Origin of the sequence: Candidatus Brevundimonas colombiensis, from assembly GCA_029202665.1 — a bacterium.
In the GTDB taxonomy this organism is placed as follows: Bacteria; Pseudomonadota; Alphaproteobacteria; order Caulobacterales; family Caulobacteraceae; genus Brevundimonas; species Brevundimonas colombiensis.
On the sequence record CP119326.1, the window covers coordinates 1,078,071 to 1,101,377 of the forward strand.

At 68.8% G+C, this 23,307-nt stretch carries 27 protein-coding genes and 1 tRNA gene; 13 read left to right on the forward strand and 15 right to left on the reverse strand.

Annotated elements, in window-relative coordinates:
- Positions 1–44: 44 nt before the first annotated feature.
- Both P0Y50_05010 and P0Y50_05015 read left to right on the forward strand, forming a co-directional pair.
- Positions 45–1,445, forward strand: coding sequence for a leucyl aminopeptidase family protein (locus P0Y50_05010; GenBank protein WEK40971.1), 1,401 nt, complete (start codon positions 45–47; stop codon positions 1,443–1,445).
- A 270-nt stretch (positions 1,446–1,715) separates the two neighbouring features.
- Positions 1,716–2,501: an NlpC/P60 family protein gene (locus P0Y50_05015; GenBank protein WEK40972.1), complete on the forward strand. Its 786-nt coding sequence runs from the start codon at positions 1,716–1,718 to the stop codon at positions 2,499–2,501.
- Here the strand turns inward: P0Y50_05015 and mmcB are convergent.
- Genes mmcB through thpR form a run of 4 tightly spaced genes read right to left on the reverse strand, consistent with a single transcriptional unit; the run spans position 2,498 to position 4,689 of the window.
- Entirely contained in the window at positions 2,498–2,941 is a 444-nt protein-coding gene (gene mmcB, locus P0Y50_05020) for a DNA repair putative endonuclease MmcB (GenBank protein ID WEK40973.1), read from the reverse strand. The genes P0Y50_05015 and mmcB overlap by 4 nt on opposite strands.
- A gap of 46 nt (positions 2,942–2,987) precedes the next feature.
- Positions 2,988–3,512: a lipocalin family protein gene (locus P0Y50_05025; protein WEK40974.1), complete on the reverse strand. Its 525-nt coding sequence runs from the start codon at positions 3,510–3,512 to the stop codon at positions 2,988–2,990.
- A gap of 56 nt (positions 3,513–3,568) precedes the next feature.
- A complete protein-coding gene (locus P0Y50_05030) occupies positions 3,569–4,144 on the reverse strand; it encodes a GNAT family N-acetyltransferase (GenBank protein WEK41528.1) in 576 nt (191 codons plus the stop codon).
- A 5-nt stretch (positions 4,145–4,149) separates the two neighbouring features.
- Positions 4,150–4,689, reverse strand: a complete 540-nt coding sequence (gene thpR, locus P0Y50_05035) for an RNA 2',3'-cyclic phosphodiesterase (protein ID WEK40975.1) — start codon at positions 4,687–4,689, stop codon at positions 4,150–4,152.
- Positions 4,690–4,819: 130 nt separating this feature from the next.
- Here thpR and P0Y50_05040 point away from each other — a divergent pair, with 130 nt between their 5' ends.
- Both P0Y50_05040 and P0Y50_05045 read left to right on the forward strand, forming a co-directional pair.
- Positions 4,820–5,569: a Bax inhibitor-1/YccA family protein gene (locus P0Y50_05040; GenBank protein WEK40976.1), complete on the forward strand. Its 750-nt coding sequence runs from the start codon at positions 4,820–4,822 to the stop codon at positions 5,567–5,569.
- A gap of 114 nt (positions 5,570–5,683) precedes the next feature.
- Entirely contained in the window at positions 5,684–6,484 is an 801-nt protein-coding gene (locus tag P0Y50_05045; GenBank protein WEK40977.1) for a hypothetical protein, read from the forward strand.
- A 1-nt stretch (position 6,485) separates the two neighbouring features.
- On the opposite strand, the gene P0Y50_05050 is transcribed toward P0Y50_05045, so the two are convergent.
- Positions 6,486–6,821, reverse strand: coding sequence for a DUF2794 domain-containing protein (locus P0Y50_05050; protein ID WEK40978.1), 336 nt, complete (start codon positions 6,819–6,821; stop codon positions 6,486–6,488).
- 330 nt (positions 6,822–7,151) lie between these two features.
- A complete protein-coding gene (locus P0Y50_05055; GenBank protein ID WEK40979.1) occupies positions 7,152–8,513 on the reverse strand; it encodes a trypsin-like peptidase domain-containing protein in 1,362 nt (453 codons plus the stop codon).
- 130 nt (positions 8,514–8,643) lie between these two features.
- Between P0Y50_05055 and P0Y50_05060 the strand changes: the two genes are divergently transcribed.
- Positions 8,644–8,943, forward strand: a complete 300-nt coding sequence (locus tag P0Y50_05060) for a DUF6356 family protein (protein ID WEK40980.1) — start codon at positions 8,644–8,646, stop codon at positions 8,941–8,943.
- 81 nt (positions 8,944–9,024) lie between these two features.
- Positions 9,025–10,182 carry a 23S rRNA (adenine(2503)-C(2))-methyltransferase RlmN gene (rlmN, locus tag P0Y50_05065; protein WEK40981.1) on the forward strand — a complete coding sequence of 386 codons (1,158 nt, stop codon included), beginning with the start codon at positions 9,025–9,027 and terminating at the stop codon, positions 10,180–10,182.
- Here rlmN and P0Y50_05070 read toward each other — a convergent pair.
- Both P0Y50_05070 and P0Y50_05075 read right to left on the reverse strand, forming a co-directional pair.
- Entirely contained in the window at positions 10,154–10,588 is a 435-nt protein-coding gene (locus P0Y50_05070) for a hypothetical protein (protein ID WEK40982.1), read from the reverse strand. The two genes, rlmN and P0Y50_05070, sit on opposite strands and share 29 nt — an antisense overlap.
- A 1-nt stretch (position 10,589) precedes the next feature.
- The gene (locus P0Y50_05075) at positions 10,590–11,498 is read right to left on the reverse strand and encodes an acyl-CoA desaturase (protein ID WEK40983.1); all 909 of its coding nucleotides are present in this window, start codon (positions 11,496–11,498) and stop codon (positions 10,590–10,592) included.
- An 80-nt stretch (positions 11,499–11,578) separates the two neighbouring features.
- Here P0Y50_05075 and P0Y50_05080 point away from each other — a divergent pair, with 80 nt between their 5' ends.
- From P0Y50_05080 to P0Y50_05090, 3 genes are all read left to right on the forward strand, one after another.
- Positions 11,579–11,920, forward strand: coding sequence for a metalloregulator ArsR/SmtB family transcription factor (locus P0Y50_05080; protein ID WEK40984.1), 342 nt, complete (start codon positions 11,579–11,581; stop codon positions 11,918–11,920).
- Positions 11,921–11,989: 69 nt separating this feature from the next.
- Positions 11,990–12,430, forward strand: coding sequence for a DUF350 domain-containing protein (locus P0Y50_05085; protein WEK40985.1), 441 nt, complete (start codon positions 11,990–11,992; stop codon positions 12,428–12,430).
- 16 nt (positions 12,431–12,446) lie between these two features.
- Positions 12,447–13,277 carry a serine protease gene (locus tag P0Y50_05090; GenBank protein WEK40986.1) on the forward strand — a complete coding sequence of 277 codons (831 nt, stop codon included), beginning with the start codon at positions 12,447–12,449 and terminating at the stop codon, positions 13,275–13,277.
- 479 nt (positions 13,278–13,756) lie between these two features.
- Here P0Y50_05090 and P0Y50_05095 read toward each other — a convergent pair whose 3' ends face one another.
- Complete coding sequence (locus tag P0Y50_05095; protein WEK40987.1) at positions 13,757–16,624, reverse strand: pitrilysin family protein; 2,868 nt, start codon at positions 16,622–16,624, stop codon at positions 13,757–13,759.
- A 94-nt stretch (positions 16,625–16,718) separates the two neighbouring features.
- The gene (locus tag P0Y50_05100) at positions 16,719–17,603 is read right to left on the reverse strand and encodes an isoaspartyl peptidase/L-asparaginase (protein WEK40988.1); all 885 of its coding nucleotides are present in this window, start codon (positions 17,601–17,603) and stop codon (positions 16,719–16,721) included.
- 226 nt (positions 17,604–17,829) lie between these two features.
- On the opposite strand from P0Y50_05100, the gene P0Y50_05105 reads away from it, so the two are divergent.
- Positions 17,830–18,831, forward strand: coding sequence for an NADPH:quinone oxidoreductase family protein (locus tag P0Y50_05105; GenBank protein ID WEK40989.1), 1,002 nt, complete (start codon positions 17,830–17,832; stop codon positions 18,829–18,831).
- A gap of 146 nt (positions 18,832–18,977) precedes the next feature.
- Here P0Y50_05105 and P0Y50_05110 read toward each other — a convergent pair whose 3' ends face one another.
- Positions 18,978–19,376, reverse strand: a complete 399-nt coding sequence (locus P0Y50_05110; GenBank protein WEK40990.1) for a YkvA family protein — start codon at positions 19,374–19,376, stop codon at positions 18,978–18,980.
- A 55-nt stretch (positions 19,377–19,431) separates the two neighbouring features.
- On the opposite strand from P0Y50_05110, the gene P0Y50_05115 reads away from it, so the two are divergent.
- The 3 genes from P0Y50_05115 (at position 19,432) to P0Y50_05125 (ending at position 21,443) form a co-directional block, all read left to right on the forward strand.
- Positions 19,432–20,214 (forward strand): SDR family oxidoreductase, encoded by a 783-nt coding sequence (locus tag P0Y50_05115; protein WEK40991.1) that lies wholly within the window; start codon positions 19,432–19,434, stop codon positions 20,212–20,214.
- A gap of 220 nt (positions 20,215–20,434) precedes the next feature.
- Positions 20,435–20,509 (forward strand) — tRNA-Gly (locus tag P0Y50_05120).
- A 178-nt stretch (positions 20,510–20,687) separates the two neighbouring features.
- Positions 20,688–21,443 (forward strand): M48 family metallopeptidase, encoded by a 756-nt coding sequence (locus P0Y50_05125; protein WEK40992.1) that lies wholly within the window; start codon positions 20,688–20,690, stop codon positions 21,441–21,443.
- Here P0Y50_05125 and P0Y50_05130 read toward each other — a convergent pair whose 3' ends face one another.
- Genes P0Y50_05130 through P0Y50_05145 form a run of 4 tightly spaced genes read right to left on the reverse strand, consistent with a single transcriptional unit; the run spans position 21,444 to position 23,268 of the window.
- A complete protein-coding gene (locus P0Y50_05130) occupies positions 21,444–21,716 on the reverse strand; it encodes a hypothetical protein (GenBank protein WEK40993.1) in 273 nt (90 codons plus the stop codon).
- A gap of 45 nt (positions 21,717–21,761) precedes the next feature.
- Positions 21,762–22,322, reverse strand: coding sequence for a DsbE family thiol:disulfide interchange protein (locus tag P0Y50_05135; protein ID WEK40994.1), 561 nt, complete (start codon positions 22,320–22,322; stop codon positions 21,762–21,764).
- Positions 22,319–22,534 (reverse strand): heme exporter protein CcmD, encoded by a 216-nt coding sequence (gene ccmD / locus P0Y50_05140; protein ID WEK40995.1) that lies wholly within the window; start codon positions 22,532–22,534, stop codon positions 22,319–22,321. The genes P0Y50_05135 and ccmD overlap by 4 nt, the downstream gene beginning before the upstream one ends.
- Positions 22,535–22,548: 14 nt before the next feature.
- The gene (locus P0Y50_05145) at positions 22,549–23,268 is read right to left on the reverse strand and encodes a heme ABC transporter permease (GenBank protein WEK40996.1); all 720 of its coding nucleotides are present in this window, start codon (positions 23,266–23,268) and stop codon (positions 22,549–22,551) included.
- Between the last annotated feature and the right edge of the window lie 39 nt (positions 23,269–23,307).

Consider the following 23,307-nt stretch of genomic DNA (forward strand, 5'->3'; position numbering starts at 1 on the left):
CCGCTCTGCGTCAACCAATGGTTAACCGCGTTTCGAGGCCGCCTATGTCCGCCCTGCATCCCCTTCTGGCCGCCGCCGCCGAGGCCGCGCACGCCGTGCCGATCCGCATCGTGTCGACCGGCCAGACGCTGGAGGGCCAGACGCTGGACGGCGTCTCAGGCCGCTGGGCCGCGCTGAACGGGTTCGAGGGCAAGGCGGGCCAACTGCTGGTCGTCGCGGGCGCCGACGGTGCGGCGGCCGAGGTGCTGCTGGGCGCCGGTCAGGCCTTTGATCCGATGACGGCCCGGGGCCTGTCGGCGCGGCTGCCGGGCGGCCTGTACCGGCTGGTTCTGGAGGGCGAGGCGGCGCATCAGGCGGCTTTGGCCTTCCTGTTGGGGGCCTATGTGTTCGACCGCTACAAGGCCCGGCCGGACCGCGCGCCGGTCCGGCTGGTCGCGCCCGAGGGGCTGGACGCGGCCGAGGCCTCGCGCATCGCCGCCGCCTGCGCCCTGGCGCGCGAGATGGTCGACACCCCCGCCGCCGACATGGGGCCGCTGCAGATCGAGACCATCGCCCGCGAGATCGCCGAGAGCGCCGGAGCGGTGATTACGGTGACGCAAGGCGACGCCCTGCTGGACGACAACTATCCGGCCATCCACGCCGTCGGCCGCGCCGCCGCCCCGCACCGGGCGCCGCGCCTGATCGAGATCGGCTGGAAGCTGGACCGCACCGACCTACCGCTGGTGGCCCTGGTCGGCAAGGGGGTGGTGTTCGACACCGGCGGGCTGGACCTGAAGCCCGCCGCCGGGATGCGCAACATGAAGAAGGACATGGGCGGGTCGGCCCACGCCCTGGCGCTAGGGCGGCTGGTGATGCAGGCCGACCTGCCGGTGCGGCTGGCGGTGATCGTGGCGGCGGTCGAGAACGCCGTGTCCGGCGACGCCTTCCGCCCCGGCGACATCCTGAACAGCCGCAAGGGCCTGACCATCGAGGTCGGCAATACGGACGCCGAGGGCCGGCTGGTCCTGGCCGACGCCCTGACGCGGGCGGCCGAGCACGAACCGGATCTGACGCTGGACTTCGCCACCCTGACCGGGGCGGCGCGGATCGCCCTGGGGCCGGAGCTTCCGCCGCTCTATACGGACGACGAGACACTGGCCGGTCAGCTGCTGGCGGCGGCCGCCGAGGTGCGCGATCCGCTGTGGCGGATGCCCCTGTGGCCCGGCTATCGCGCGGCGCTGGACGCGGATATCGCCGACCTCAGGAACGATCCCGCCGGCTGGGCCCAGGCCGGATCGGTCACGGCCGCCCTGTTCCTGCAAAAGTTCGCGCCCGAGACCGGGGCCTGGGCGCACATGGACATCTTCGCCTGGAACCCCCGCGCCCGCCCCGGCTGGCCCGAGGGCGGCGAGGCGCAGGCCCTGCGCGCCTGCTACGCCATGCTGAAGGCGCGCTATCCGGGGTAGGTTTGAAACAGCCTTGCGGCGTCATTCCGGGGCGAGCGTAGCGAAGAACCCGGAAACCAGGGGGCGGGTGACACCTATCCGCATCTACCATCGGGGCGCACGCCTGGCTTCCGGGTTCGTCCTTCGGACGCCCCGGAATGACGATTTGACGCAAGGTCATGGGAAATCGGAAGAACGCAGTTCTGTTGATTTCCTTTGAAAAAGCGACGCGCGTTAACGGCCCCTAAGCCATCGGGGGATAGGGTGTGGGTTCAATCACGCGAGTTCACGTTGACCGACGTCCTCGATCTTGTTCCGCCCGGCGACCGTCTCGCCCGCCCCGACCTCGCCGAACAGGCGTTGGAGGGTCTGGTGCGCGCCGGGGCGTACCGCGCGACCGAGGCGATGCACTGCCGCATCGCCGTCGCGGACGTGCTGTCGGACGCCGACGTGCGGATCGACCAACTGCTGCATGGTGAGATTTTCGACGTTCTGGAGCGATCGAACGGCCGGGCCTGGGGCCGGGCGCGGCGCGACGGCGTGGTCGGCTGGGTGGTGACGGACAGTCTGTCGGGCGGCGCGCCATTGGCGACGCATCGGGTGGCGGGCGTGGACGCGGCCCTGCCGCTGAACGCCCTGGTGGTCGAGAAGGCCGAGGGACTGGACCCCGCCGATCTCAGCCCCGTGGGCGCCTTCGAAACCGATCTGGCCGCTGTGGCCGAACGCCTTTTGGGCCGCCCGCATGAACCGGGCGCGCGATCCTCGATCTCCACCGATTGTTCGGGTCTGGTGCAGCAGGCGTTGCTGGCCTGCGGTCTGGCGGGGCCGCGCCGGTCGGACGCGCAGGCGCGGCTGGGGCGCGCGGTCGCGGCGGCCGACGCCGGGCGCAACGACATCGTGGTCTGGCTGGCGCCCCCGGGCGATCAAGACTGGACCGGCCATTCGGCCCTGATGCTGGACGGCGAACGGATCATCCACGCCACGGGCGGCAAGGGGGTGGTCATCGAACCCCTGGCCGAGGTCGAGGCGCGTCTGGTCGCCGAAGGGTTCGAAATGGCGCTGTTCCGCCGGCTTTAATCCCGCATCGTCCGCAGGGCGCCCAGTCGGGCGAAGGCCAGGGTCAGGGCCTTGCGCCGGGCGGGGGCAAGGGGCGTGACGCCCGCGTCGCGCACCACCGCTCCACCGAAGCCGTCGGCCACGATCAGACCGGGCGCGTCGGGCAGGACGGCTTGCGGAAACTCAGGCGCCACGGCGAAATAGAAGGCGTCGCAGAAGGGGCCGTATTCCTGCCATTTGCGGTCGACGCGATAGTCGTCGACGCCCGACTTGACCTCGCAGATCACGATATCGCCCTTGCGCCCGATCCCCATGACGTCGGCGCGTCGTCCGTTCGGCAGACAGACCTCAAGCAGCGGCGCATAGCCCATGTCCATCAGCAGACGGGCCGCGCCGCGCGTCACCGACAGGGTTGTCTCCGGGCGGCTGAAGACCAGTTCGAGATGGACGGCGGCGGACATGCCGACAGCTTATGTTCCGCCTACGTTCCCATCGCAAGCGCCGCCTTTACAGGCCGGTGTGGACCAGCCGTCCCGTCGGAAAGCCCAGGGCGCGCACGCGGGCCAGGATGCGGTCGCGTTCCGCCTGCGACGCATTCTGATTGCGATGCCAGATCCACCAGTTCGACTTGTCGGGCAGGCCCATGATGGCCCAGCTGTAGTCGGGGGCATGGTCGTAGACCCAGTAGTTCTGACCCGCCAGACCGCCGAAACTGAGCAGGCCCGTCAGACTGAAACGAAACTTGGCGTTGGTCGCGGTGTCGGTGACGCGGGCGTTGGCGCGCAGCACCTCCACCTTGCCGTCGGCGCGGCGTGTGCAAGTCACGGCGATGGCGTAGCGGTCGGCGGCGTCACGCCGGGTGAAATCGATCTGGGCGCGGCTGCAGTCCTTCTGGACGGTGTTGTGATTGCGCTCGATCTCGAACCAGCGGCCGTCGAACCGATCCAGATCCACGCTTTGCGCCTGGGCGAAGGCCGTGGCGGGCAGAAAGGCGAGGGCGGCGAAGGCGGCGATCAGGCGGGCGCGAAACATGGGCGTGTCCTCGTTCGATATGAGGACATACGCGTTGCGGACGCGATCGGTTGTCTTCAGCGCATCAGGGCCTGGCGGTTGAGCGCCCATTCCGCGCGCGTCTGGCCCCACAGGTTCACCACTTCGTCCTGCAGCGGTTCGGGCAACAGGCCGGGGCCGCGACTGCGCGATCCCAGCCGCGTCGCCACCGCCGCCGAGGCGGTGTTGTCGGGCGCGATGCAATGGATCACGTCGTCCCAGCCCAGCACGTCGAAAGCATAGTCCAGGCTCGCGGCGGCGGCCTCGACCGCATAGCCCTTGCCCATGGCGTCGGGGTGCAGGCTCCAGCCCACCTCGCGACCGGGCCAGCCATACGGATGGAGCGGACCGATGCGGCCGATCCACCGTCCGCTGGACTTTTCCAGGATCGAGAACATCCCCTCGCCGGTCAGGGCCCACATGCCGGCGACGGTGCAGATCAGGCGCCAGACCTGCGGCGCGGGCTGAACCCCGCCGATGAAGCGCGTGCTTTCGGCATCGGCCATGAACTCGGCCCAGCGTGGAAAATCCTCCACCGCCGGCGGACGCAGGATCAGCCGCTCGGTTTCCAGGGTGGGACCCAGGGCGACATGGGGCGGGACGGCATGGGCGATGTCGGTCACAGCAGATACTCCCGCTCCAGTGCGTAATGACTGCCGGCGTCGGTCAGGACGCTGGAATACAGGCCGAAGCGGTCGACGCGGATCGACGGCGAATGCAGCAGATTGTGTCCCGCCATCCAGGCGCCGATGCGGTCGGGACGGGTCTGGGGCTTCAGATAGGCCAGGGTGACGTGGGGCCGATAGTCGCGCGCCTCCATCGCCACGCCCGCGCGCTGGCCCGCCGCCTTGCAGCGCCCGGCCAGGACCGACAGCCGGTCGTTGGGCGTCTCCACACCGGCCCACAGCGTATGGCTGCGGTGGTCGTCGCCAAAGGCGCCCACGCCTTTCAACGCGATCTGGAACGGCTCGCCGGTCACGCGCGCCAGCTCCGAGGCCAGGTCGTCGGCGCGCCGCTCGTCCATCTCGCCATAGAAGGCCAGGGTGACGTGCAGCGCTTCCAGCGGCCGCCAGCGCGCGCCCGGCAGGCCGGATTGCCGCCGCTTCAAGGTGTCGGCGACATCGGGCGGCAGAGTCAGGGCGGCGAACAGACGAACCATGCGACGGAAGGTAGCGACGGGAACGCATGGCTCCAAGCCCGGTTTTCCTTGCAGTCAGGGCCTCGGCTGACGATATTCGAGGCTGACGACCGGAGAAGTCTCTCCGGCCAACCGGAGAAAGTTCGTCGCCATGAGCGATTTAAACAACGGCTACGCCCGCCCTCTGCCGCAGACGGCCGACATGTCGGTCGACGCCGGCCTGCGCGCCTTCATGTTGGGCGTCTACAACAAGCTGGCCCTGGGCCTGGTGGTCGCGGCGGCCCTGGCCTACACGACCGGCAACGTCCCCGCCGTCCAGCAACTGCTCTACACCGTCGGTCCCGACGGACGCATGGGCATGACGATCCTGGGCATGGCGGTGCAGTTCGCCCCGCTGGTGCTGATCTTCGGCTCGATGTTCTTCATGAAGAACCCGACGGCTGCGGGCACCAACATCCTTTACTGGCTGGTGGTGGCGACGATGGGCGCCTCGCTGGGCTGGGTCTTCCTGATCTACACCGGCGCCAGCGTGGCCTCGACCTTCCTGGTCACAGCGGCCGCGTTCGGCGGTCTCAGCCTGTACGGCTACGCGACCAAGCGCGATCTCTCGCCGATGGGCACCTTCCTGATCATGGGCGTGATCGGCCTGATCATCGCCTCGCTGGTGAACATGTTCTGGCCGAACGGGGTCCTGTACTGGATCATCAGCGCCGCCGGCGTGCTGCTGTTCTCGGGCCTGATCGCCTTCGACACCCAGCGCCTGAAGATGAGCTACTATGCGCTTGAGGGCGACAGGAACGCCATGGGCGTCGCCACCAGCTATGGCGCGCTGAGCCTGTTCATCAACTTCGTGAACCTGTTCCTCTTCCTGCTGCGCTTCATGGGCGGCAACCGCAACTAAGCAGCCTCGAAAGACGGATGCGGAAAGGGCCCCTCTCGGGGCCCTTTCTTTTTGAGTGATGGTGTGGATACGTCAGGGTTGTGCGGATTGGTCGCCCTAAATCGAAAGCGCTTTATGAACCGTCGAATTTTATCGCTCTTTCTCGCCTTGTGCGCGGTGGGCGACCCGGTCATCGCGCAGGAGCGTCCCGCACTCGTCCAGACGTTTTCGATTGCCGAGACAGGGCGGTTGGGTCAGGCGATCTGGCGTCAGGACGGCGCGGCCGCACGCGCCACCGATGCGCTGCTGGCGCAGTCTGGCGGTCAGGCGCCCGAAGGGCTGATCGGCTGGATCGTGACGCCAGAGGGTGACGCCCAGCGGGTCCGCTTCCTTGCCGGCGAACCTGATGCGCCACGAGCGTTCAAGGACGTCCTGGTGGATTCGCAGTTCAAGGCCGGGGCGGTCATCGACGCTGAAAATCCCGAACTGACGCCCGAGGAACTGGCCCAGTTCGCGGCGCGCAATTCTGCGGCCCAGGCCATCGGTCCGCTACGCTGCGCCCCGCGGTATAATGCTGTGGTGCTGAAAGACCCGGATGGCGAGGGCTGGCTGGTCTGGCTTCTGGCCTCTACGACACAGGCCAATGTCGTGCCGATGGGCGGCCACTATCGCTTCCGTGTCAGCGCGGACGGTAAGACCGTGGAGAAGCGAGAGCAGCTATCCGGCGGTTGCCTGGATATGGATAGACGGCAAGCTCAACAGGGGGGGCAAACCGTCGGTCTGGTCACGAATATCGTCGTGGCGCCGCAGCCGCTGGAGGTGCACGTTTTTCTCTCCCTGCTTAATCGACTGCCGATCTATGTTATGGCCGACGACAAGCTATGGGCAGTCGAAGGCGCGCGTATTCGCGACGCGACGCCGCCCGCACGCCGATGATCTAATCCACGACCTGGAACCTGCGACCGTCGAAGACCCGCAGCACCTGTCCCAGGTCGCGGCCGCGTTTCAGGATTTGGCCGCCCTCGCCGATGACGGCCCATTGGCCCTGGCGGGTCTGGAGGGCCGGGCGTTTTTCGATGCGGTAGGCGGGGGCGTCGCCGGTGCGACGAAAGACGGCGAACTCGGCGAAGTCCTTGTGGCCGGTCATGGCGTAGTCGCGCCATTCGCCCTGAGCGACCATCCGGCCATAGACGCGCAGGATGGGGTCCAGTTCGCGCCGGTCAAAGAAGACGGGGCCGGGGGCCGGCGCCGTGTCGTGAGGGGTCATGCTCATACCTCTCAACTTAGGCCGACCCTCGGGCGACGCCAGAGGCGAGCCGCGGGCGGTGGAAACCGGCGCGGAGGAAAATCGACCCAGACACGAAATGGCCCCGTTTCGGTCCTTCGCCCGCCTGCATGGCCGCCGAAATATCGATCATCGGCTCGTCGGAGTTCGGAAGCGTCCCGGATCCTGAACAGCCCCCCCAGCCCCCCTGGATGTTTCCAGTTTACGGGCTCCGGCGGCCGATGCTTCCTCCAAGCGAGCGCCCGCCCTGCCTTTCCCCTCCCCCTCCCTGGCAAGGCGGGCGTTTCGCTGTCTGGAACCCGCCTGGCGCTGCGACGTCTAGAGGTTCAGGGTCAGGGCCTGGCGTTCGCCGCCCCGCGTTATCGTCAGTTCCACCGCGCCGCTGGCGGTCTGCAAGGCGGCGGCCGCCGCGCGCGCGTCGGCGACGGGGGCGCCCGCAATGGCGGTGACGACGTCGCCGGCCGTCAGATCGGCCTGGGCGGCCGCCGACCCGGCCTGGACGCTGACCACCTGGGCGCCGCCGTCCTGATTTCGCAGAGCGGCCCCATAGGCCACGACCGACTGGGCGCCGATCGTCACCGGCTGGTCGGACGGGGTCTCGACGCGAAGCGAGGTCGTGGCGTCGCGGCCGTCGCGCAGATAGGAGACGCTGAGGTCCGAACCCGGCGCGGCGATGCCCACCGTGGCGTTGACCGATCCCGCATTGGCGACCGGCCGGCCCTGCAGGCGGGTGATGACGTCGTTGTGGCGCAGGCCCGCCCGCTCGGCCGGAGAGCCGGGGGCCACGTCGGCAACGACGGCGCCGCGCACGATGCCCAGATGCAGTTCGCGCGCCCGTTCGGCGTTCAGCGAGCCGAAGATGGCGCCGGTCTGGCCGCGCTTGACCTCGCCATTGGCCTTCAGTTGGTCAGCCACGTAGAGCATGATCCGCGTCGGCACGGCGAAGGCGATGCCGTCGTTGCCGCCGCCCAGACCGCCCGACAGGATCGAGGTGTTGATGCCGATCAGCCGACCCCGGCTGTCCAGCAGCGGCCCGCCGGAGTTGCCCGAGTTCACGGCCGCGTCGGTCTGGATATAGTCCTCGACCGCATCGCCCAGACCGGAGCGGTTCAACCCCGAGATGACGCCCATGGTCAGGGTCTGGTCCAGGCCCAGCGGATAGCCGACCGCAAACGCCAGGTCGCCGGTGCGCAGGGTGTCGGAATCCACCGTCTGGACCTGTTTCAGGTTCAGCGGCCGTCCGTCCGGGGTGATGCGCAGCACGGCGATGTCGGTGGCCTTGTCCGCCCCGACCAGCACGGCGTCGAACAGGCGGCCGTCGGTCAGGTCGATGGTGAACTTTCGCCCGCCCTCGACCACATGATTGTTGGTGATGACCAGCCCCTCGGCCGCATCGACGATGACGCCCGAGCCGGAGGCGTAGGGTTTGGGATCGGTCGAATCCGAGCTGGGGCCGCGTGACTGGCCCAGCGTCGTGACCTGCACCACCGCCGGCAGCGAACCCTCCAGCCCCGAAGAGAAGCTGAACACGCCGCGCCGCGCATCATAGGGCAGGCCGGCGGCGGTCGTGCGCGTGTCGGCCTGGGCGGCGGGGCGGGCCAGGACGGGCGTCGCGGCGGCCGCCAGAGCCAGGGCGAGGGCGATGGAGGAGACGGCCTTGGAGCGGATCGGCATGAGCATTCCCTTGATCGAACCCCGACCCTAGACGGAGTTTTCGTCTCTGACGATGGGTTCGTTGAGGATGTGCGGGACTTGCTTTTGACGCCGTCCGGCATGACCATGCCGCCGAAGCCGAACCAGGAGCCTCGCCATGAGCCAGACGACGATGGACCGCAGCCGCCCCGGCGCGACCCCGTTCGCCCGGCTGTTCCGCGACCATCCGCGCGAGGTGGGCGAAACCTATTTTCAGCACATGGCCGCCTCGGCCCGCTTCGGCTTCAAGCTGATGGGGTTGGCCGGGGCCGCCTTCGTCCACGCCGTCGTGCCGGGCCTGCATAGGACCACGGTCTCGACCGCCATTCGCGGCATGGCGCGCGACATGGGCGGCCGGGCCGAAGAGGCGAAAGAGAGCCGGATGCGCGACGCCGGCGTCTGGGACGTGGGGCTCTAGGGGCTTCGAATCCGTCCCGGTCATGCAATCGCCGGCTTCTGTGCTATAGAGGCCGGCTAAACCTCACGCAGGATCGCCGCCTTGAGCATCACGCTCGATCTTTCGCGCGTCTCGAACGCCGCTCCCAACGCCCCCGTCAACCTCAGCGGTCTGACGCGCGCGGGCCTGCGCCAGGCCCTGATCGACGCGGGCGTCTGCCCGCCCGAGAAGGCCAAGATGCGCGCCAGCCAGGTGTGGAGCTGGATCCACCACTATGGCGTCACCGACTTCGCGGCCATGTCGAACGTCGCCAAGGACATGCAGGCCAGACTGGCCGAGCATTTCACCCTGGCCCGGCCCGAGGTGGTCGAGCGCCAGGTCTCCAAGGACGGCACGCGCAAATGGCTGATCCGCACCGCGCCGGGCATCGAGATCGAGACCGTCTATATCCCCGACGTGGGCCGGGCCGGCGCCCTGTGCGTGTCCAGCCAGGTGGGCTGCACCCTGAACTGCACCTTCTGCCACACCGGCACGCAGAAGCTGGTCCGCAACCTGACCGCCGCCGAGATCGTGGCCCAGGTCCAGGTGGCGCGTGACGACCTGGGCGAATGGCCGTCGCCGAAAGAAGACCGGCGGCTGTCGAACATCGTCTTCATGGGCATGGGCGAACCCCTCTACAATCTGGACCATGTCGCCGACGCCATCGACATCATCTCGGACAACGAAGGCATCGCCCTGTCGCGCCGCCGGATCACGGTCTCGACCTCGGGCGTGGTGCCGCAGCTTCAGGCGCTGGGCGAGCGGACGGCGGCCATGCTGGCCATCAGCCTGCACGCCACCAACGACCCCTTGCGCGACGTGCTGGTGCCGCTGAACAAGAAATATCCGCTGGACCAGCTGATGGCGGCCATCCGGGCCTATCCGGGCCTGTCGAACGCGCGGCGGGTGACGTTCGAATACGTCATGTTGAAGGGCGTCAACGACAGCCCCGAAGAGGCGCGCGCCCTTCTGAAGCTGATCGAGGGCATCCCGGCCAAGATCAACCTGATCCCGTTCAACCCCTGGCCGGGCGTCGACTACGAATGCTCGGACTGGAAGACCATCGAACGGTTCGCCGCCATCCTGAACAAGGCCGGATACGCCAGCCCCATCCGCACCCCCCGCGGCCGCGACATCCTGGCCGCCTGCGGCCAGCTGAAGTCCGAAAGCGAAAAGGTCCGCGCCAGCGCGCTCAGGAAGGCGGAGCAGGCGGCGGCATAGGCCGCCGCGCGACGGCGCGGAAAGCAAGAGCTCCGATCGCACCTGAAACGGCAACTGGCGGCACCCAGCTGTCGCCACCTAGATACCCGAACAGCAACCACGCAACGCCGCCGGAGAGGATCGCTCCGAGTGCTATGGCGGTCATCACCCCAGTACGTCCAGTCTTCGCCACGATCAGAAATAATGGCGTGCCTAAGCACAGGCTCCCGATGAAGAAGGCCGAGATCGTGATCGGCAGCAGCAGGAGCATCATCACGGTCACCAGTGCGCCATTGCTTAAGGCCATCCAGAAGCCCTGTCGGTAGTCGAGAACCGCAAGCCATAAGCCCAAGGCTGGACTCAGCATCAGGCCTGAGGTTAGAGCCGCCGCGCCTGACGCGCCAAGAAACTTCCCAAGCTGGATCATGTCACCTCACCATTTCTAGCTGAGTATGCCTCATCGTCATCCTCTCCGGCGTCCTGACGTTCCACGCCAGACCTAGCCGTTCCAACAGTTGGATGAAGCGGAAGCCCCAGTCGCTCTGGCCGGGATAGAGGCCGATGCGGGCCGAGCCAGGCCAGGCGTGGTGGTTGTTGTGCCAGGCCTCCCCCATGGTGGGGATGGCGGCCCAGGGGACGTCGTGGGCCTGGACGCCTGCGTCGACGACCTGCCAGGTCTGGGGGCCGCGCCGATGCGCCAGATGGCCCACGAACCAGTGGCCGATCACGCTGATGGAGACGCGGGCGCAGACGCCCCAGACCACGAAGCCCCAGCCGCCCAGCAACCACAGGCCGCCTGCGACGGGCAGTTGTTGCAGCATCCATGTCCGTTCCAGGAAACGATGGACGGGATCGCGGCCGATCCGGCCCAGGTCGAAGGCGGGCGGGCGTTCCAGCACCAGTCGGCCGTGCATCTGCCAGATCGCGTCGATCAGCATCGGCCGCCGGTGCGCCAGATAGTCGTGGCAGTCCGACTGGCGCTGGGCCCAGTCGCGGATGTCGTGGGCGCGGATCATGCGGAACGGGCCGCTCATGCCCACCACCGTTCCGAACCAGGAGAGCAACCGCTCCAGCCACAGCGGACAGTCGAAACTGCCGTGGATCATCCGACGATGAAACCCGACCGAATGACCCAACAACAGGGTCGTCCCCGTCGTGACGATGAAGACGGCAAGGGCGCCCAGGCTGAAGGTCGCCGCGCCGAAGATCAGGGTCACGGCCAGCATGGTCCCGTTCCACAGGGAGGGGACCGGGTCCCAGACGACCCGCCCCTTCACCGGACTGCAGTCGGGCGTCTCGATCAGATGGTTCACGGCGCAGGGGTCATGGTCGGTCATGGCGGTGCTCCAGATAGGTATTTAGGTAATAACTTAAACACTGAAGCGATCCTCTGGCAAGCCGTTAGCAAATCGCTTAAATGTCGATCATGCAGCGCGTGTTCGAAGCCCTCTCCAGTCCCATCCGGCGCAAGATCCTGGCCTATCTGGCCCATGCCGACCTGACGGCGGGGGAGATCGCGGCCAAGTTCGAAATCTCCAAGCCCGCGGTGTCGCAACACCTTTCGGTGTTGGAAGTCGCCGGTCTGGTGACCAGCGAGAAGAAGGGCCAGTACGTCCATTACAGCCTGGCGCCCGATCAACTGACCAACACCCTGAACGGCTATGTCCAGGAGGTCTGTCCGGTCGCCAAGCCGCTGAAACGCGAAAGCGCGGCCTTGGCCAAGGCGCGAAAGGACAACCGGGGCGACGACGCCGCGTAATCTTTAGTCACAAGGTGTGGCCGCGCCGCGCTTGCGGATTGGGGCGGCAATCGGGCAAGGCGTCTGGGTATGGACCCGTCCCTGTCGAACGTGCTGTCGAGCGCCGAGGTGCAGGCCTTCGCCTCGGGCTTTCCGGTCATGGTGATGCACCTGATCGTGACCCTGCTGCTGCTGGCGGCGGGGGCGACGGTCTATGCGATGCTGACGCCGTGGAAAGAGGTGGAGCTGATCCGTCAGGGCAATACGGCGGCGGCCATGGCTTTCGCCGGCGTGCTGGTGGGGCTGGCCGTGCCGCTGGCGGTGTCTCTGGCGGTGTCGACCTCGGTGCGCGACATCGCCATCTGGGGCGTGGCGACGGTGGTGCTGCAGCTGCTGGCGTTCCGGGTCGTGGACCTGTTGCTGACCGGCCTGCCCGAGCGGATCCGGCACGGAGAGATTTCGGCGGCGGTGGTGCTGCTGGGCGCCAAGCTGGCCACGGCGGTGATCCTGTCCGCCGCCCTGACCGGCTGATCGGCCGGGCGACGTCATGCAGTTTCCGCGTCTGCCGGACTGGGCCATCTACGGGGCGGTGGCGGCCGTCCTCCTGGCCGTGTCGCTGGGCCGGCGCGAGAACGCCGACGCGCCGCCCGCGCTGACGGCGACCGATGGCGAGGAGGGGCCGCTGCTGGGGCCGATCACGCCGTTCGATACGGCCGTGACCATCGACGCGGGCGAGACGCCGTTCCAGCCTTCGGCGGGCACCGCCTTCTCCATCGCCGGGCGCGGACGCTGGATCACCGCGCGCCATGTGGTCGAGGGCTGTCGCAAGCCGGCGCTGGTGGTGGGGCCGGGCCGGGCGGTGGCCGCCGACGTGCGGCTGGCGCCGCGCGCGGACGTGGCGCTTCTGATCACCGACGGCGGGCCGGCGGCCCTGCCCGTGGCGGTGCGCGATCCGCTGAGAAAAGGACAACGGGCGTTCCACCCCGGCTTTCCCCAGGGGCGGCCGGGCGAGGTGACGTCGCGCCTGCTGGGCCGCGAGACGCTGAAGGTGTTCGGACGCGGCGCGCGCGAGGAGCCGGTTCTGGCCTGGGCCGAGGTCGGGCGCACCGACGGGCTGGAGGGGACGCTGTCGGGCCTGTCGGGGGCGCCGGCGCTGGATTCGCAGGGTCGCGTGGTGGGCGTGACTATCGCCGAGGCGCCACGCCGGGGCCGCATCTATACGACCGCGCCCGAGACCTTCGGCCGCGCGATCCGGGGCGAACAGACCCGGGCGGAGGCGGCGCGAGGTCCGGCGGTGACGACCGAAGACTATGGCCAGGTGTCGAATATGCTGAGACGCGACCTGCGCGTGGCCCAGGTGGTGTGTCTGGCGGTCTGAGGGCCGAATTGCACCCGCGAAATTGGTGCAATGGGGTGCAATTGGTTTTCCAAGCTTCTGTAAAAGAATAGAAAACTACAAGGCGGAATTGCACCTGTGCAATTTGACGGGGTCGGCGTGAACCTCGGGTGCTGGAGAACGTCCGAAACGTTTGGGATCGCGATGTCAAAGACCGGGGGAGATCATACTTCCGGTTCGGACCGCGTATGGCTGAAAGACGCTGCCGGTCGGCAAGGCGTTGAAAAGACGATGTTTCGGCTGCCGCCATGCGATGGCTGGCGATCAACGGCGCCTCTCCCTCCCCGAGACGGGGAGGGTGGCCGAGCGTAGCGAGGTCGGGTGGGGGCGGCGGACGCCCCCTCACGGACCTGCTGGCCTTAGGGTGTGCGGCCTTGGGGGCCGCTCCCACCCGGTCGCTGCGCGACCACCCTCCCCCGCAGGGGGAGGGAGATTTGTTTGCACTTGGCGTCTGACGCGCCCTACTTCAGCGCGCCGGTGTTCAGGTTCAGGGCGCCGGCCTCGATGACTTCCAGGTTGGGGTGTTTGGCGCGCAGATCGTCCAGGAATTTGGAGCCGTCGCCGACGATCACCAGACTGGCGCGATTGGCCGGCAGGTGTTCGGCAAAGGCGGCCTGGACCTGGTCGGGCGTGACGGCGCGGACGCGGCCGGCGTAGTCGGCCAGGTCGCTCATCGGCAGATCATAGAGCGCCAGATTGGCGACCAGCGCGCCCAGACCGTCCACCGTCTCCAGCGAGCGGCCGAAGCCGCCGATCAGGGTGGCGCGGCGCGGGGCCAGGTCGGCCTGGGTCGGGGTGTCTGTTCCCAGCTTGGCGATCTCGGCCAGGATCAGGTCCGCGACCTCGTCGGCGGTCTCGTTCTTGGTCTGGGTCGAGGCGGTGAAGACCCCCGCATCGGCCCGCGCGCCCAGCGACGACGAGGCGCCGTAGGACAGGCCGCGCTTGATGCGGATTTCCTGATTCAGCCGCGACGAGAAGCCGCCGCCCAACAGGCTGTTGCCCAGGGTCAGGGGGAAGAAGTCCGCGTCGGTGCGGGCGACGCCGCGCACGGCGGCGACCACGGCGGCCTGACCGGCGCCCGGCTGGTTCACCACGACGATGCGCGGCGCCAGGGCCTGACCGGCCGGATGGGCGGCGGCGGTCGGGGCGGCGCCGCTGGGACGCCAGTCGCCGAACGCCTGCTGCGCCAGGGCGCGGGCGGCGTCGGGGGTGATGTCGCCCGAGAAGACCAGCGTCGCGTCCGATGGGCGATAGCGGGCGGCGTGGAAGGCGGCGACGTCGGCCGGGGTGATGGTCGGCACCGTCTGGGGCGTGCCCGTTCCCGGCGCGCCATAGGGGGCGTCGCCATAGATGACGCGGCCCACGGTCATGCCGGCGATGGCGGCCGGCTGGCTGAGGGCGACGCGCAGGCCGTCCAGCGTCTGGGCCTGCTGGCGCTCCAGCTCCTCGCCGGCGAAGGCGGGGTTCTTCACCAGATCGGCCATCAGGGCGACGGTCGCGGGGAAGGCGTTGGCCGGGGCGTTGGCGTAGACGTTGGAGAAGTCCACGCCGGCCGCCGCGCCGACCGCGGCGCCCAGCTGTTCGATCTGGGTGGCGATTTCGGGCGCCGTTTTCGTTTTGGTGCCCTGGGTCAGCAGGGAGGCGGTCAGGGCGGCGACCCCGGCCTTGCCCGCCGGATCGTCGGACGACCCGGCCTTGAAGCTGAGGCGGGCCGAGATCAGCGGCAGGCCGTTGGTCGGGGCGACCAGGACGCGCAGGCCGTTGGACAGGCGGAAGTCGGCGACGGCCGGGGTGGCGGGGGCGACCTCGGGTCCCGGCTGGGGCAGGCGGGCGCGTTCCGCCTCGGGCAGCAGGACGGCGGGTTCGCCGGCGGGCGCCAGGTCGGCGACCTTGACCGGTGCGTCCACGTTCATCTTCTGCACCGAGGCCGGGTTCTTGTCGTCGGCGGCCAGGAAGGTGATCGTCGACTGGCGTTGCGGCGTCAGATATTTGCGGGCGACGCGCTGGACGTCGGCGATGGTGACGGCCTGGATCTGGGCCACCTCCTGATCGGCGGCGGCGGCCGATCCGGTGTTGATCAGCGAGAAGCCCAGGGCGGTGGCGCGGTCGTCCACCGTCTCGCGGCTGCGCAGGGTGTTGGCGACGATCTCGTTCTTGGCCTCGGACAGCTCCTCGGCGGTGATCGGCGCATCGCGCAGCTTGGCGATCTCTTCGTTCAGGGCGGCGACGCCCTCTTCGGCCGTGTGACCCTGGGCCATGATGGCCAGGGCCGACAGATTGCCGGCCTGTTGGGCGAAGTCGGGGGTGGAGCCGATCTGGGCCGCGATCTGCTTGTCATAGACCAGCGAACGATACAGGCGGCTGGACTCGCCGGTCGACAGCACGCCGTCCAGCACGGTCAGGGCGGCGCGGTCGGGGTCGGCGTATTTGACCGTCGGCCAGGCGATGACCGCCGCCGGCAGGGGCACGTTCGGCGCATAATAGGCGACGTTGCGCGGCCCGGTCGGCTCAGGCTCGACCACATGATTGGCCGGGATCGGCGTGGTCGGGTTCTTCAGCGGGGTGAAATACTGATCGACCCAGCGGTCCAGCTGGGCCTGGTCGAAATTGCCCGCCACGATCAGATAGGCGTTGTCGGGCCGATAATAGGTGGCGTGGAAGCGGCGCACGTCGTCCAGCGACGACGCCTCCAGCTCCTCGATCGAGCCGATGCCCGGGCGGCGATAGGGGCTGTCCTGATAGATGGTCTCGGGCACGAACAGGCCGAACAGACGGCCGTAGGGGTTGGCCAGGATGCGCTGGCGATATTCTTCCTTCACCACGTCGCGCTCGGCGACGAAGGTGGGTTCGTCCACGACCAGCGAGCCCATGCGATCGGCCTCTGCGAACAGCATCCGCTCCAGGTGGTTGGCGGGCACGGTCTCGAAATAGGCGGTGGTGTCGTCGGCGGTGAAGGCGTTGTTGGAGCCGCCCACGTCCTCGGTCAGCCGGTCGAAGGTCTCGGGCGGCAGGTTCCGGGTGGACTTGAACATCAGGTGTTCGAACAGGTGGGCGAAACCGGACCGGCCGGCCGGATCGTCCTTGGAGCCGACCTTGTACCAGACCTGGACCGTCACGTTGGAGGCGGCCGTATCGAGCGCCGTATAGACCTCCAGCCCATTGGGCAGGACGCGCCTGGCGAAGCCCAGCGGGGGCACGGTCACGCCCTGCGGCGTCTGGACAGCTGCAGGGGCGGGCGCGCTGTCGGCGAAGGCAGGGGCGGCGAGGCCCAGGAGGAGGGCCGAGGCGGCGGCCCCGACCTTGAGCGTGGCGGTCAGGCGGAAATTCATACGAGGCTCCCAAGCCCGGAACGCCGGGCGCAGGAACCCTAACAGTGATTGTGCGTCTTGCACTACCGAGATGTAATGAAACGGCCGACCCCGATCAGTCGGGGAAGACGCGCACGCCGATCTCGCCCTCGGGGGTCAGCCAGGCGTGTTTCATGCCCTGGCTGTTGAAGGGGGCGGCGATGTTGCCGGCGGCGTCCAGGGCGATCATGCCCCCGTCGCCGCCCCGGCCTTCGCCGTCAAGCTGTCCGATCTGGTCGATCACGGCATGGGTCGCGTCGGACAGGGTCTGGCCGGCGGCGACGCGCCAGGCGGCCTGGGCGGCGGCGGCGACGCGGATGAAATATTCGCCCTGGCCGGTGCAGGAGGCGGCGGCCCGGTCGTCGGCCCAGGTTCCGGCGGCGGGGATGGGGGTGTCGCCGACCCGGCCCGGCATCTTGCCGAACACCCCGGCGGTGGAGGTGGCGGCGGCCAGACGCCCCTGGCTGTCCAGCACGCAGCAGCCGACGGTGCCGTGGCTGAGGGCGCCGGGCGGATGATTGTCCTCGCCCTGGCCGGCGCTGGTGAACCAGGCGGCCTCGTCGGCGATCGGCTCCAGCCCCTGGTCGTGGGCGAACAGGGCCGCGCCCTCGCCCACCAGCATGACGTGGGGCGTGCGCTCCATCACCGCGCGGGCGGCGACGACCGGGTTCCTGAACCCCTGCAGGGCGGCGACGGCGCCCGCGCGCCGGGTCGATCCGTCCATGATGCTGGCGTCCAGCTCATAGGCGCCGGCCAGATTGGGCGAGGCGCCCTTGCCGGCGACGTAAAGCCCCGAATCCTCCAGCATGACGACGGCGGCCGCAGCCACGTCCACGGCGCTGTCGCCCGCGTCCAGCCGGAGTTTCATCGCCTCGACCACCTGGCGCATGTGCACGACCTCGGCGTCATAGTTGCGTTCGCGCCGGGCGCCGGCGCCGCCGTGAAGGATGAGGGCGGTCATGGGATTGTCCTGAGCCTTGTTGCGGTCGCCTCTTTCAAACGGGCGTGGCGCTCTTTAGCGTCGCGATGAAGGCCGCGCCATGTCGGCTTGTCCAATAGACCAACGGCCTCAAGCAGCGCGAAGCGCGGTAGGCCATCAACAACGGCCTCAAGCAGCGCGAAGCGCGGTAGGCCATCAACCGGCCTCAAGCAGCGCGAAGCGCGGTAGGCCAAGAAAGGAAACCTTGATGCGCGCTGTTCTGTCCAAGGCCGCCGGCGGTCCCGAAACCCTGGTGGTGGAAGATGTCCTCGATCCCACGCCGAAGGCCGGCGAGGTGGTGATCGAGGTCAAGGCGGTGGGGATCAACTATCCCGACACATTGATCATCGAGGACAAGTATCAGTTCCGGCCGGAACGCCCCTTCTCGCCCGGCGCCGAGGTGGCGGGCGTGGTCGAGGCGGTGGGCGAGGGCGTCAAGGGCGTGCGCAAGGGCGACCGCGTCATCGCCGTGCCCGGCTGGGGCGGCCTGGTCGAACGGCTGGCGGTGCGGGCCGAGACGGTCATCCCCATCCCCGAGGCCATGAGCTTCCAGGAGGCGGCGGCCCTGATCATGACCTATGGCACCAGCTATTATGCGTTGAAGGACCGGGCGAACCTGCAACCGGGCGAGACCCTGCTGGTGCTGGGCGCCGCGGGCGGCGTCGGCGCCGCCGCCGTGGAACTGGGCAAGGCCATGGGCGCGCGCGTGGTCGCCGCCGCCTCGACCAACGACAAGGTGCAGTTCGCCCTGGACCTGGGGGCCGACAACGGCCTGATCTATCCGTCCGGCCCGATGGACAGGGCGGCGCAGAAGGAGCTGTCGGGCGAGTTCAAGCTGGCGACCGGCCGCGACGGGGCGGACGTGGTCTATGACGCGGTGGGCGGCGACTACGCCGATCCGGCGCTGCGGGCCATGGACTGGAACGGGCGGTATCTGGTGGTCGGCTTCCCGGCGGGCATTCCGTCCCTGCCGCTGAACCTGACCCTGCTGAAGTCCGTGTCGGTGATCGGCGTCTTCTGGGGCGCGGCCGTCGCGCGCGATCCCCAGGGTCACGCCGCCAATATGGCCGAGCTGATGCAGTTCTACGCCGACGGCAAGATCAAACCGCGCGTGTCCAAAACCTTCCCGCTGGAAAAGGCCGGCGAGGCGATCCAGGCCCTGGGCGACCGTCAGGCCCTGGGCAAGATCGTGGTGACTGTGGAGAGCTGAGGGCCGCCACCCGCCCGTTTTCGTCATCCCAGGGCCTGTCCCAGGAATCCATACGCCCGGTATCCGACGACGGCGCACCCTTCTGAGGCGCCGGGCGTAGGGATCCTCGCCACCAGGGCGAGGATGACGGACAGTAATGGAGCCGCCTATTTGGCCTTCAGCCGCTCCAGCGCCTCTTCGGCCTGGTCGCGATGGCGGCGTTTGATGTTGGCGCCGACCATGGCCAGGACGGCGGTGATCACGGCCGCGTCGTCGGTGTAGCCGATGCCCGCGAAGATGTCGGGAATGGCGTCCACGGGCATGATGAAATAGGCCAGGCCGGCGAAGATCATCCCCTTGGCAGCCAGCGGCGTTTCGGGATCGCGCGCCGAATACCAGGCCGCCAGGGCCTGGTCCGCGAAGGGGATGCGGGCGGCCGTGCGCCGGATCTTGGGCCAGAAGCCCTTGGTCACGCGCACCTCGTTGACCTTGACCACGGACGGGACGAGCGCCTTGTTCGGGTCCAGGGCGTCGGACGGATCGGCGGGTTTGGCTTTGGCGGTCATGGCCGCTAAATCCTCAAACGAAACTCAGGTTCAACGCAATATAGGAACGATCAGGATGAAACTCGACAGCAGTATCGCCGCAGTGGTCACGGGCGGGGCGTCCGGGCTGGGCGAGGGCACGGCCCGCGCCATCGCCGCCACCGGGGCCAAGGTCGCCCTGTTCGACCTGAACGCCGAAAAGGGCGAGGCCGTCGCGGCCGAGATCGGCGGCGTCTTCTGCCAGGTCGACGTGACCGACGACGCCTCGGTCGCCGCCGCTTTCGAAAAGGCCCGCGCCGCCCACGGCCAGGAACGGCTGACCGTCAACTGCGCCGGCATCGCCACCGGCCAGAAGACCGTCTCGCGCAAGAAGGACACCGGCGAGATCAAGGCCCACGACATGGCCCAGTTCGAGCGGACCGTGCGGGTCAATCTGTTCGGCACCTTCCGCGTCCTGTCGCAGTCGGCGGCGGGCATGGTGGCGCTGGCGCCGATGGCGGACGGCGAGCGCGGCCTGATCATCAACACCGCCTCGGTGGCGGCCCAGGACGGCCAGATCGGCCAGGCGGCCTATTCAGCGTCCAAGGGCGGCGTCTATGCGATGACCCTGCCCATCGCGCGCGATCTGGCCCAGGAAGGGGTGCGCTGCAACACCATCCTGCCCGGCATCATGTGGACGCCGATGATGGCGGGCATGGATCAGAAGGTTCAGGACAGCCTGGCCGCCGCCATCCCCTTCCCCAGCCGCCTGGGCACGCCCGCCGACTATGCCTCGCTGGTGCTGGAGCTGGCGCGCAACGTCTATATCAACGGCGAATGCATTCGCCTGGACGGGGCCATCAGACTGGCGCCGCGCTGACTTTTTGAGGGCGCTATCGCTGGCCGCCCGGCGGCTCGCTGCTTGAGCGCGAAGGCGCTCGGGCGGCGAGCGGTAGGGTGTTTCAGAGGCGGCGGTCCAGGGGCCGATCCGGCTCAGGTCGCGCGAAGCGAGATAGCCGAAAAAAGAGCTTGCAGGATCGTTCAACCCTCCGCTATACGCCCCCTCCTCGACGGGGCGCACACGTAGCGCCTTACGGATTGCGGGCGTAGCTCAGGGGTAGAGCACAACCTTGCCAAGGTTGGGGTCGGGCGTTCGAATCGCCTCGCCCGCTCCATGTCGGGACGCAAATAAAAACGGGTCTGGCCAGTCGGTCAGGCCCGTTTTTGCGTTTGGGCCAGACGCGATGACGACGGAAGCGGGGTCGGCGATTCCGAGGTCAGGCGAGCTGGAACCTGGACCGAGGGGGCGGGATTTGCTTGGCTGTTGCGCCAATATCCAAAGGAGGCCGCCTCGTGATTCCGCCCCGCCGTTCCGCTCTCGTCCTGATCGCCGCCGTGGCGGCCTCGGCCCTGTCGGCCTGCGCCTATAACGAGGCGCTGGGACGCAATCAGTTTCTGCTGGTGGACAATGCGGCCCTGTCGCAGCAGTCGTCGGCGGCGTGGCGCGAGGCCATCGCCAAGCCGGGCGTGAAGACGACCGGCGCCCAGGTGGATCGCATCCGGCGCGTCGGCGACCGGCTGGTGCAGGCGGCGGGTCTGGGGAACCGGACCTGGGACTATGCGGTCTTCACCGAGGCCAGCCCCAACGCCTTCGTCCTGCCGTCCGGCCAGATCGGGGTGACGACCAGCCTGTTGGCCCTGGTTCAGAACGACGATCAGCTGGCCAGCGTGATCGGCCATGAGATCGGCCACGTCGTCGCCAACCACGCGGCCGAGCGGGCGTCCAGCCAGACGGCGACCAGCATCGGCCTGGCGGCGGTCGGCGGCGCGGCCGGGCGCTATGGCGACGCGGTGAACGCCTATGGCGGGCTGGCGGCGCAGTATGGGCTGCTGCTGCCCTATTCGCGGCGCGACGAGCTGGAGGCGGATCGGCTGGGCGTGGACTATATGGCCGGGGCCGGGTTCAGGCCGTCGCAGGCTGTGGCCCTGTGGCGGCTGATGGCGGCGCAGCGCCAGACCCAGACGCCGCAATTCGCCTCGACCCACCCGTCGGATGCGACGCGCATCGAGATGCTGCAGCAGTATATCGCCAGCCGGGGCTGGAACTGATCAGACGCGGATGTCGAGATAGGAGCCGGGGCGCATGATCCGCGGCTCCTCGCGCGGGGGCGGGGCGGCGGGCGCCTGGACCGGCCGGGCGGGCGTGGCGGTGCGGATCGCGGACATGACGGCCGCGGCCGGCGCCGGAGCGGGGGCGGACTGAGGGGCTGCGGTCTGGTTCAGGGCGGCGCGGAAGAAGGCCGCCTGTGCGTTGCGCGCACTGGGCAGATCGAGGCCCTGGGCGGGCGTGTTCAACGGCAGGCCGGGGCGAATCGCGCTCATGCCGGCATGGTTAACGCAATCCCTCGAAAAAGGGTTAACGGCGCCTCATCGCCGGGTCGGCGCGGGACGGGCCGGGGCCTGCATCGAGGCGACCAGACGCTCGATGTCGGCGTCGTCCAGCAGGGGGCCGGACTGTTTGGCGGTGATCCGCCCCAGGGCGTCGACGGCGAAGGTCTCGGGCACGCCCGAAATACCCAGGTCCAGGCCCGCCCGGCCCTCCCGGTCCACCAGAACCATCGCATAGGGATCGCCCATCTCGTCCAGGAAGGCGCGCGCGGCGACCGGTTCGTCCTTGTAGGCGACGCCGACGACGGCGATCCCGCGCGCCTTCAACGCCAGCAGTTTGGGGTGTTCGATCCGGCAGGGCGCGCACCAGGAGGCGAAGACGTTGACCAGCATCGGCCTGCCCACGCCGGCGGTCTTGAGGTCCAGATGTCCCGGCCCTGCCTGATCGCCCGACAGCAGGGGCAGGACGGTCTCGGGGAGGGTCTGGCCGACCAGGGCGTCGGGCTTGAAGGCGGGGTCGCGCTTCAGCGACCAGCCGATGAACAGGGCGGCCAGCGCCGCCAGGACCGCCAGAGGCAGAAGGGCCAGCCAGCGACTCACGGGCGAAGCCCGTTTTCTTTTGGCCCTATCGCGCTTCGCGCTGCTTGAGGGCCATCGGTCTTGTTGTCGGCCGCTTCCAGTCTGGCCAGTTCGCGCTTCCATTTGCGGGCGGCGGCGAAGGCGCGGACGGTCAGGGCGGCCAGGACCAGGGCGCTGATCCCCCAGGCGGGCCAGACGAAGGCGGCGTAGGGGGTCATGTCGAGATCGAGCATCTACGCCTGGCTCCTTAAGCTTCCTGGGCCAGACGGGCGCGCAGGGTCATGACGCGGCGGCGGCGGATTTCGGTGCGGATCGCCGTCAGCCACAGGGCCAGGAACAGGGTCCCATAGGCCGCCAGCATGGTCAGGAAGGGCGGCAGATAGACGGGGTCCAGCCCCGACGAACCGGGGGTCAGAAAGCTGGCGGGCTGGTGCAGGGTGTTCCACCAATCGACCGAGAATTTGACGATCGGCAGGTTGATCAGACCGACCAGGCCCAGGACGGCGGCGGCGCGTCCGGCCTTCTGCTCGTCGTCGATGGAGGCCCTGAGCGCCATATAGCCCAGATAGAAGAGGAACAGCACCAGGACGCTGGTCAGTCGCGCGTCCCACACCCACCATGTCCCCCACATCGGCTGTCCCCACAAGGAGCCGGTGATCAGGGCCAAGCCCGTGAAGGCCGCGCCGGGCAGGGCGGCGGCGCGAGCGGCGGCGTCGGCCAGGGCGTGACGGAAGACCAGGGCGAAGAAGCTGGAGACGCCCAGCGCCGCATAGGCCCCCAGGCCCCAGGTGGCGGCGGGGACATGGACGAACATGATCCGCACCGTGTCGCCCTGCTGGTAATCGGCCGGGACGGAGAAGCTGAGCCAGACGCCGACACACAGCAGAACGGCGGCGAGCCCCCACAGGACGGGCGTCAACGGGCCGGTGAAGGCCATGAAGCGCTGCGGATTGGACAGGCCGAACATCGGTTCAGCGCTTACGCGGCGAAGGGGCGGCGGGCAAGC

Excerpts from the sequence above, each read along its gene's own strand:
- P0Y50_05145 (WEK40996.1), bottom strand. The coding sequence starts at position 23,268 with ATGTTCGGCCTGTCCAATCCGCAGCGCTTCATGGCCTTCACCGGCCCG.
- P0Y50_05045 (WEK40977.1), top strand. The coding sequence starts at position 5,684 with ATGAACCGTCGAATTTTATCGCTCTTTCTCGCCTTGTGCGCGGTGGGC.
- P0Y50_05105 (WEK40989.1), top strand. The coding sequence starts at position 17,830 with ATGCGCGCTGTTCTGTCCAAGGCCGCCGGCGGTCCCGAAACCCTGGTG.
- P0Y50_05055 (WEK40979.1), bottom strand. The coding sequence starts at position 8,513 with ATGCTCATGCCGATCCGCTCCAAGGCCGTCTCCTCCATCGCCCTCGCC.
- P0Y50_05060 (WEK40980.1), top strand. The coding sequence starts at position 8,644 with ATGAGCCAGACGACGATGGACCGCAGCCGCCCCGGCGCGACCCCGTTC.
- P0Y50_05075 (WEK40983.1), bottom strand. The coding sequence starts at position 11,498 with ATGACCGACCATGACCCCTGCGCCGTGAACCATCTGATCGAGACGCCC.
- P0Y50_05110 (WEK40990.1), bottom strand. The coding sequence starts at position 19,376 with ATGACCGCCAAAGCCAAACCCGCCGATCCGTCCGACGCCCTGGACCCG.
- P0Y50_05025 (WEK40974.1), bottom strand. The coding sequence starts at position 3,512 with ATGTTTCGCGCCCGCCTGATCGCCGCCTTCGCCGCCCTCGCCTTTCTG.
- P0Y50_05130 (WEK40993.1), bottom strand. The coding sequence starts at position 21,716 with ATGAGCGCGATTCGCCCCGGCCTGCCGTTGAACACGCCCGCCCAGGGC.
- P0Y50_05080 (WEK40984.1), top strand. The coding sequence starts at position 11,579 with ATGTCGATCATGCAGCGCGTGTTCGAAGCCCTCTCCAGTCCCATCCGG.
- P0Y50_05090 (WEK40986.1), top strand. The coding sequence starts at position 12,447 with ATGCAGTTTCCGCGTCTGCCGGACTGGGCCATCTACGGGGCGGTGGCG.
- ccmD (WEK40995.1), bottom strand. The coding sequence starts at position 22,534 with ATGCTCGATCTCGACATGACCCCCTACGCCGCCTTCGTCTGGCCCGCC.
- P0Y50_05070 (WEK40982.1), bottom strand. The coding sequence starts at position 10,588 with ATGATCCAGCTTGGGAAGTTTCTTGGCGCGTCAGGCGCGGCGGCTCTA.
- P0Y50_05095 (WEK40987.1), bottom strand. The coding sequence starts at position 16,624 with ATGAATTTCCGCCTGACCGCCACGCTCAAGGTCGGGGCCGCCGCCTCG.
- P0Y50_05115 (WEK40991.1), top strand. The coding sequence starts at position 19,432 with ATGAAACTCGACAGCAGTATCGCCGCAGTGGTCACGGGCGGGGCGTCC.
- mmcB (WEK40973.1), bottom strand. The coding sequence starts at position 2,941 with ATGTCCGCCGCCGTCCATCTCGAACTGGTCTTCAGCCGCCCGGAGACA.
- P0Y50_05010 (WEK40971.1), top strand. The coding sequence starts at position 45 with ATGTCCGCCCTGCATCCCCTTCTGGCCGCCGCCGCCGAGGCCGCGCAC.
- P0Y50_05040 (WEK40976.1), top strand. The coding sequence starts at position 4,820 with ATGAGCGATTTAAACAACGGCTACGCCCGCCCTCTGCCGCAGACGGCC.
- P0Y50_05100 (WEK40988.1), bottom strand. The coding sequence starts at position 17,603 with ATGACCGCCCTCATCCTTCACGGCGGCGCCGGCGCCCGGCGCGAACGC.
- P0Y50_05085 (WEK40985.1), top strand. The coding sequence starts at position 11,990 with ATGGACCCGTCCCTGTCGAACGTGCTGTCGAGCGCCGAGGTGCAGGCC.
- P0Y50_05050 (WEK40978.1), bottom strand. The coding sequence starts at position 6,821 with ATGAGCATGACCCCTCACGACACGGCGCCGGCCCCCGGCCCCGTCTTC.
- thpR (WEK40975.1), bottom strand. The coding sequence starts at position 4,689 with ATGGTTCGTCTGTTCGCCGCCCTGACTCTGCCGCCCGATGTCGCCGAC.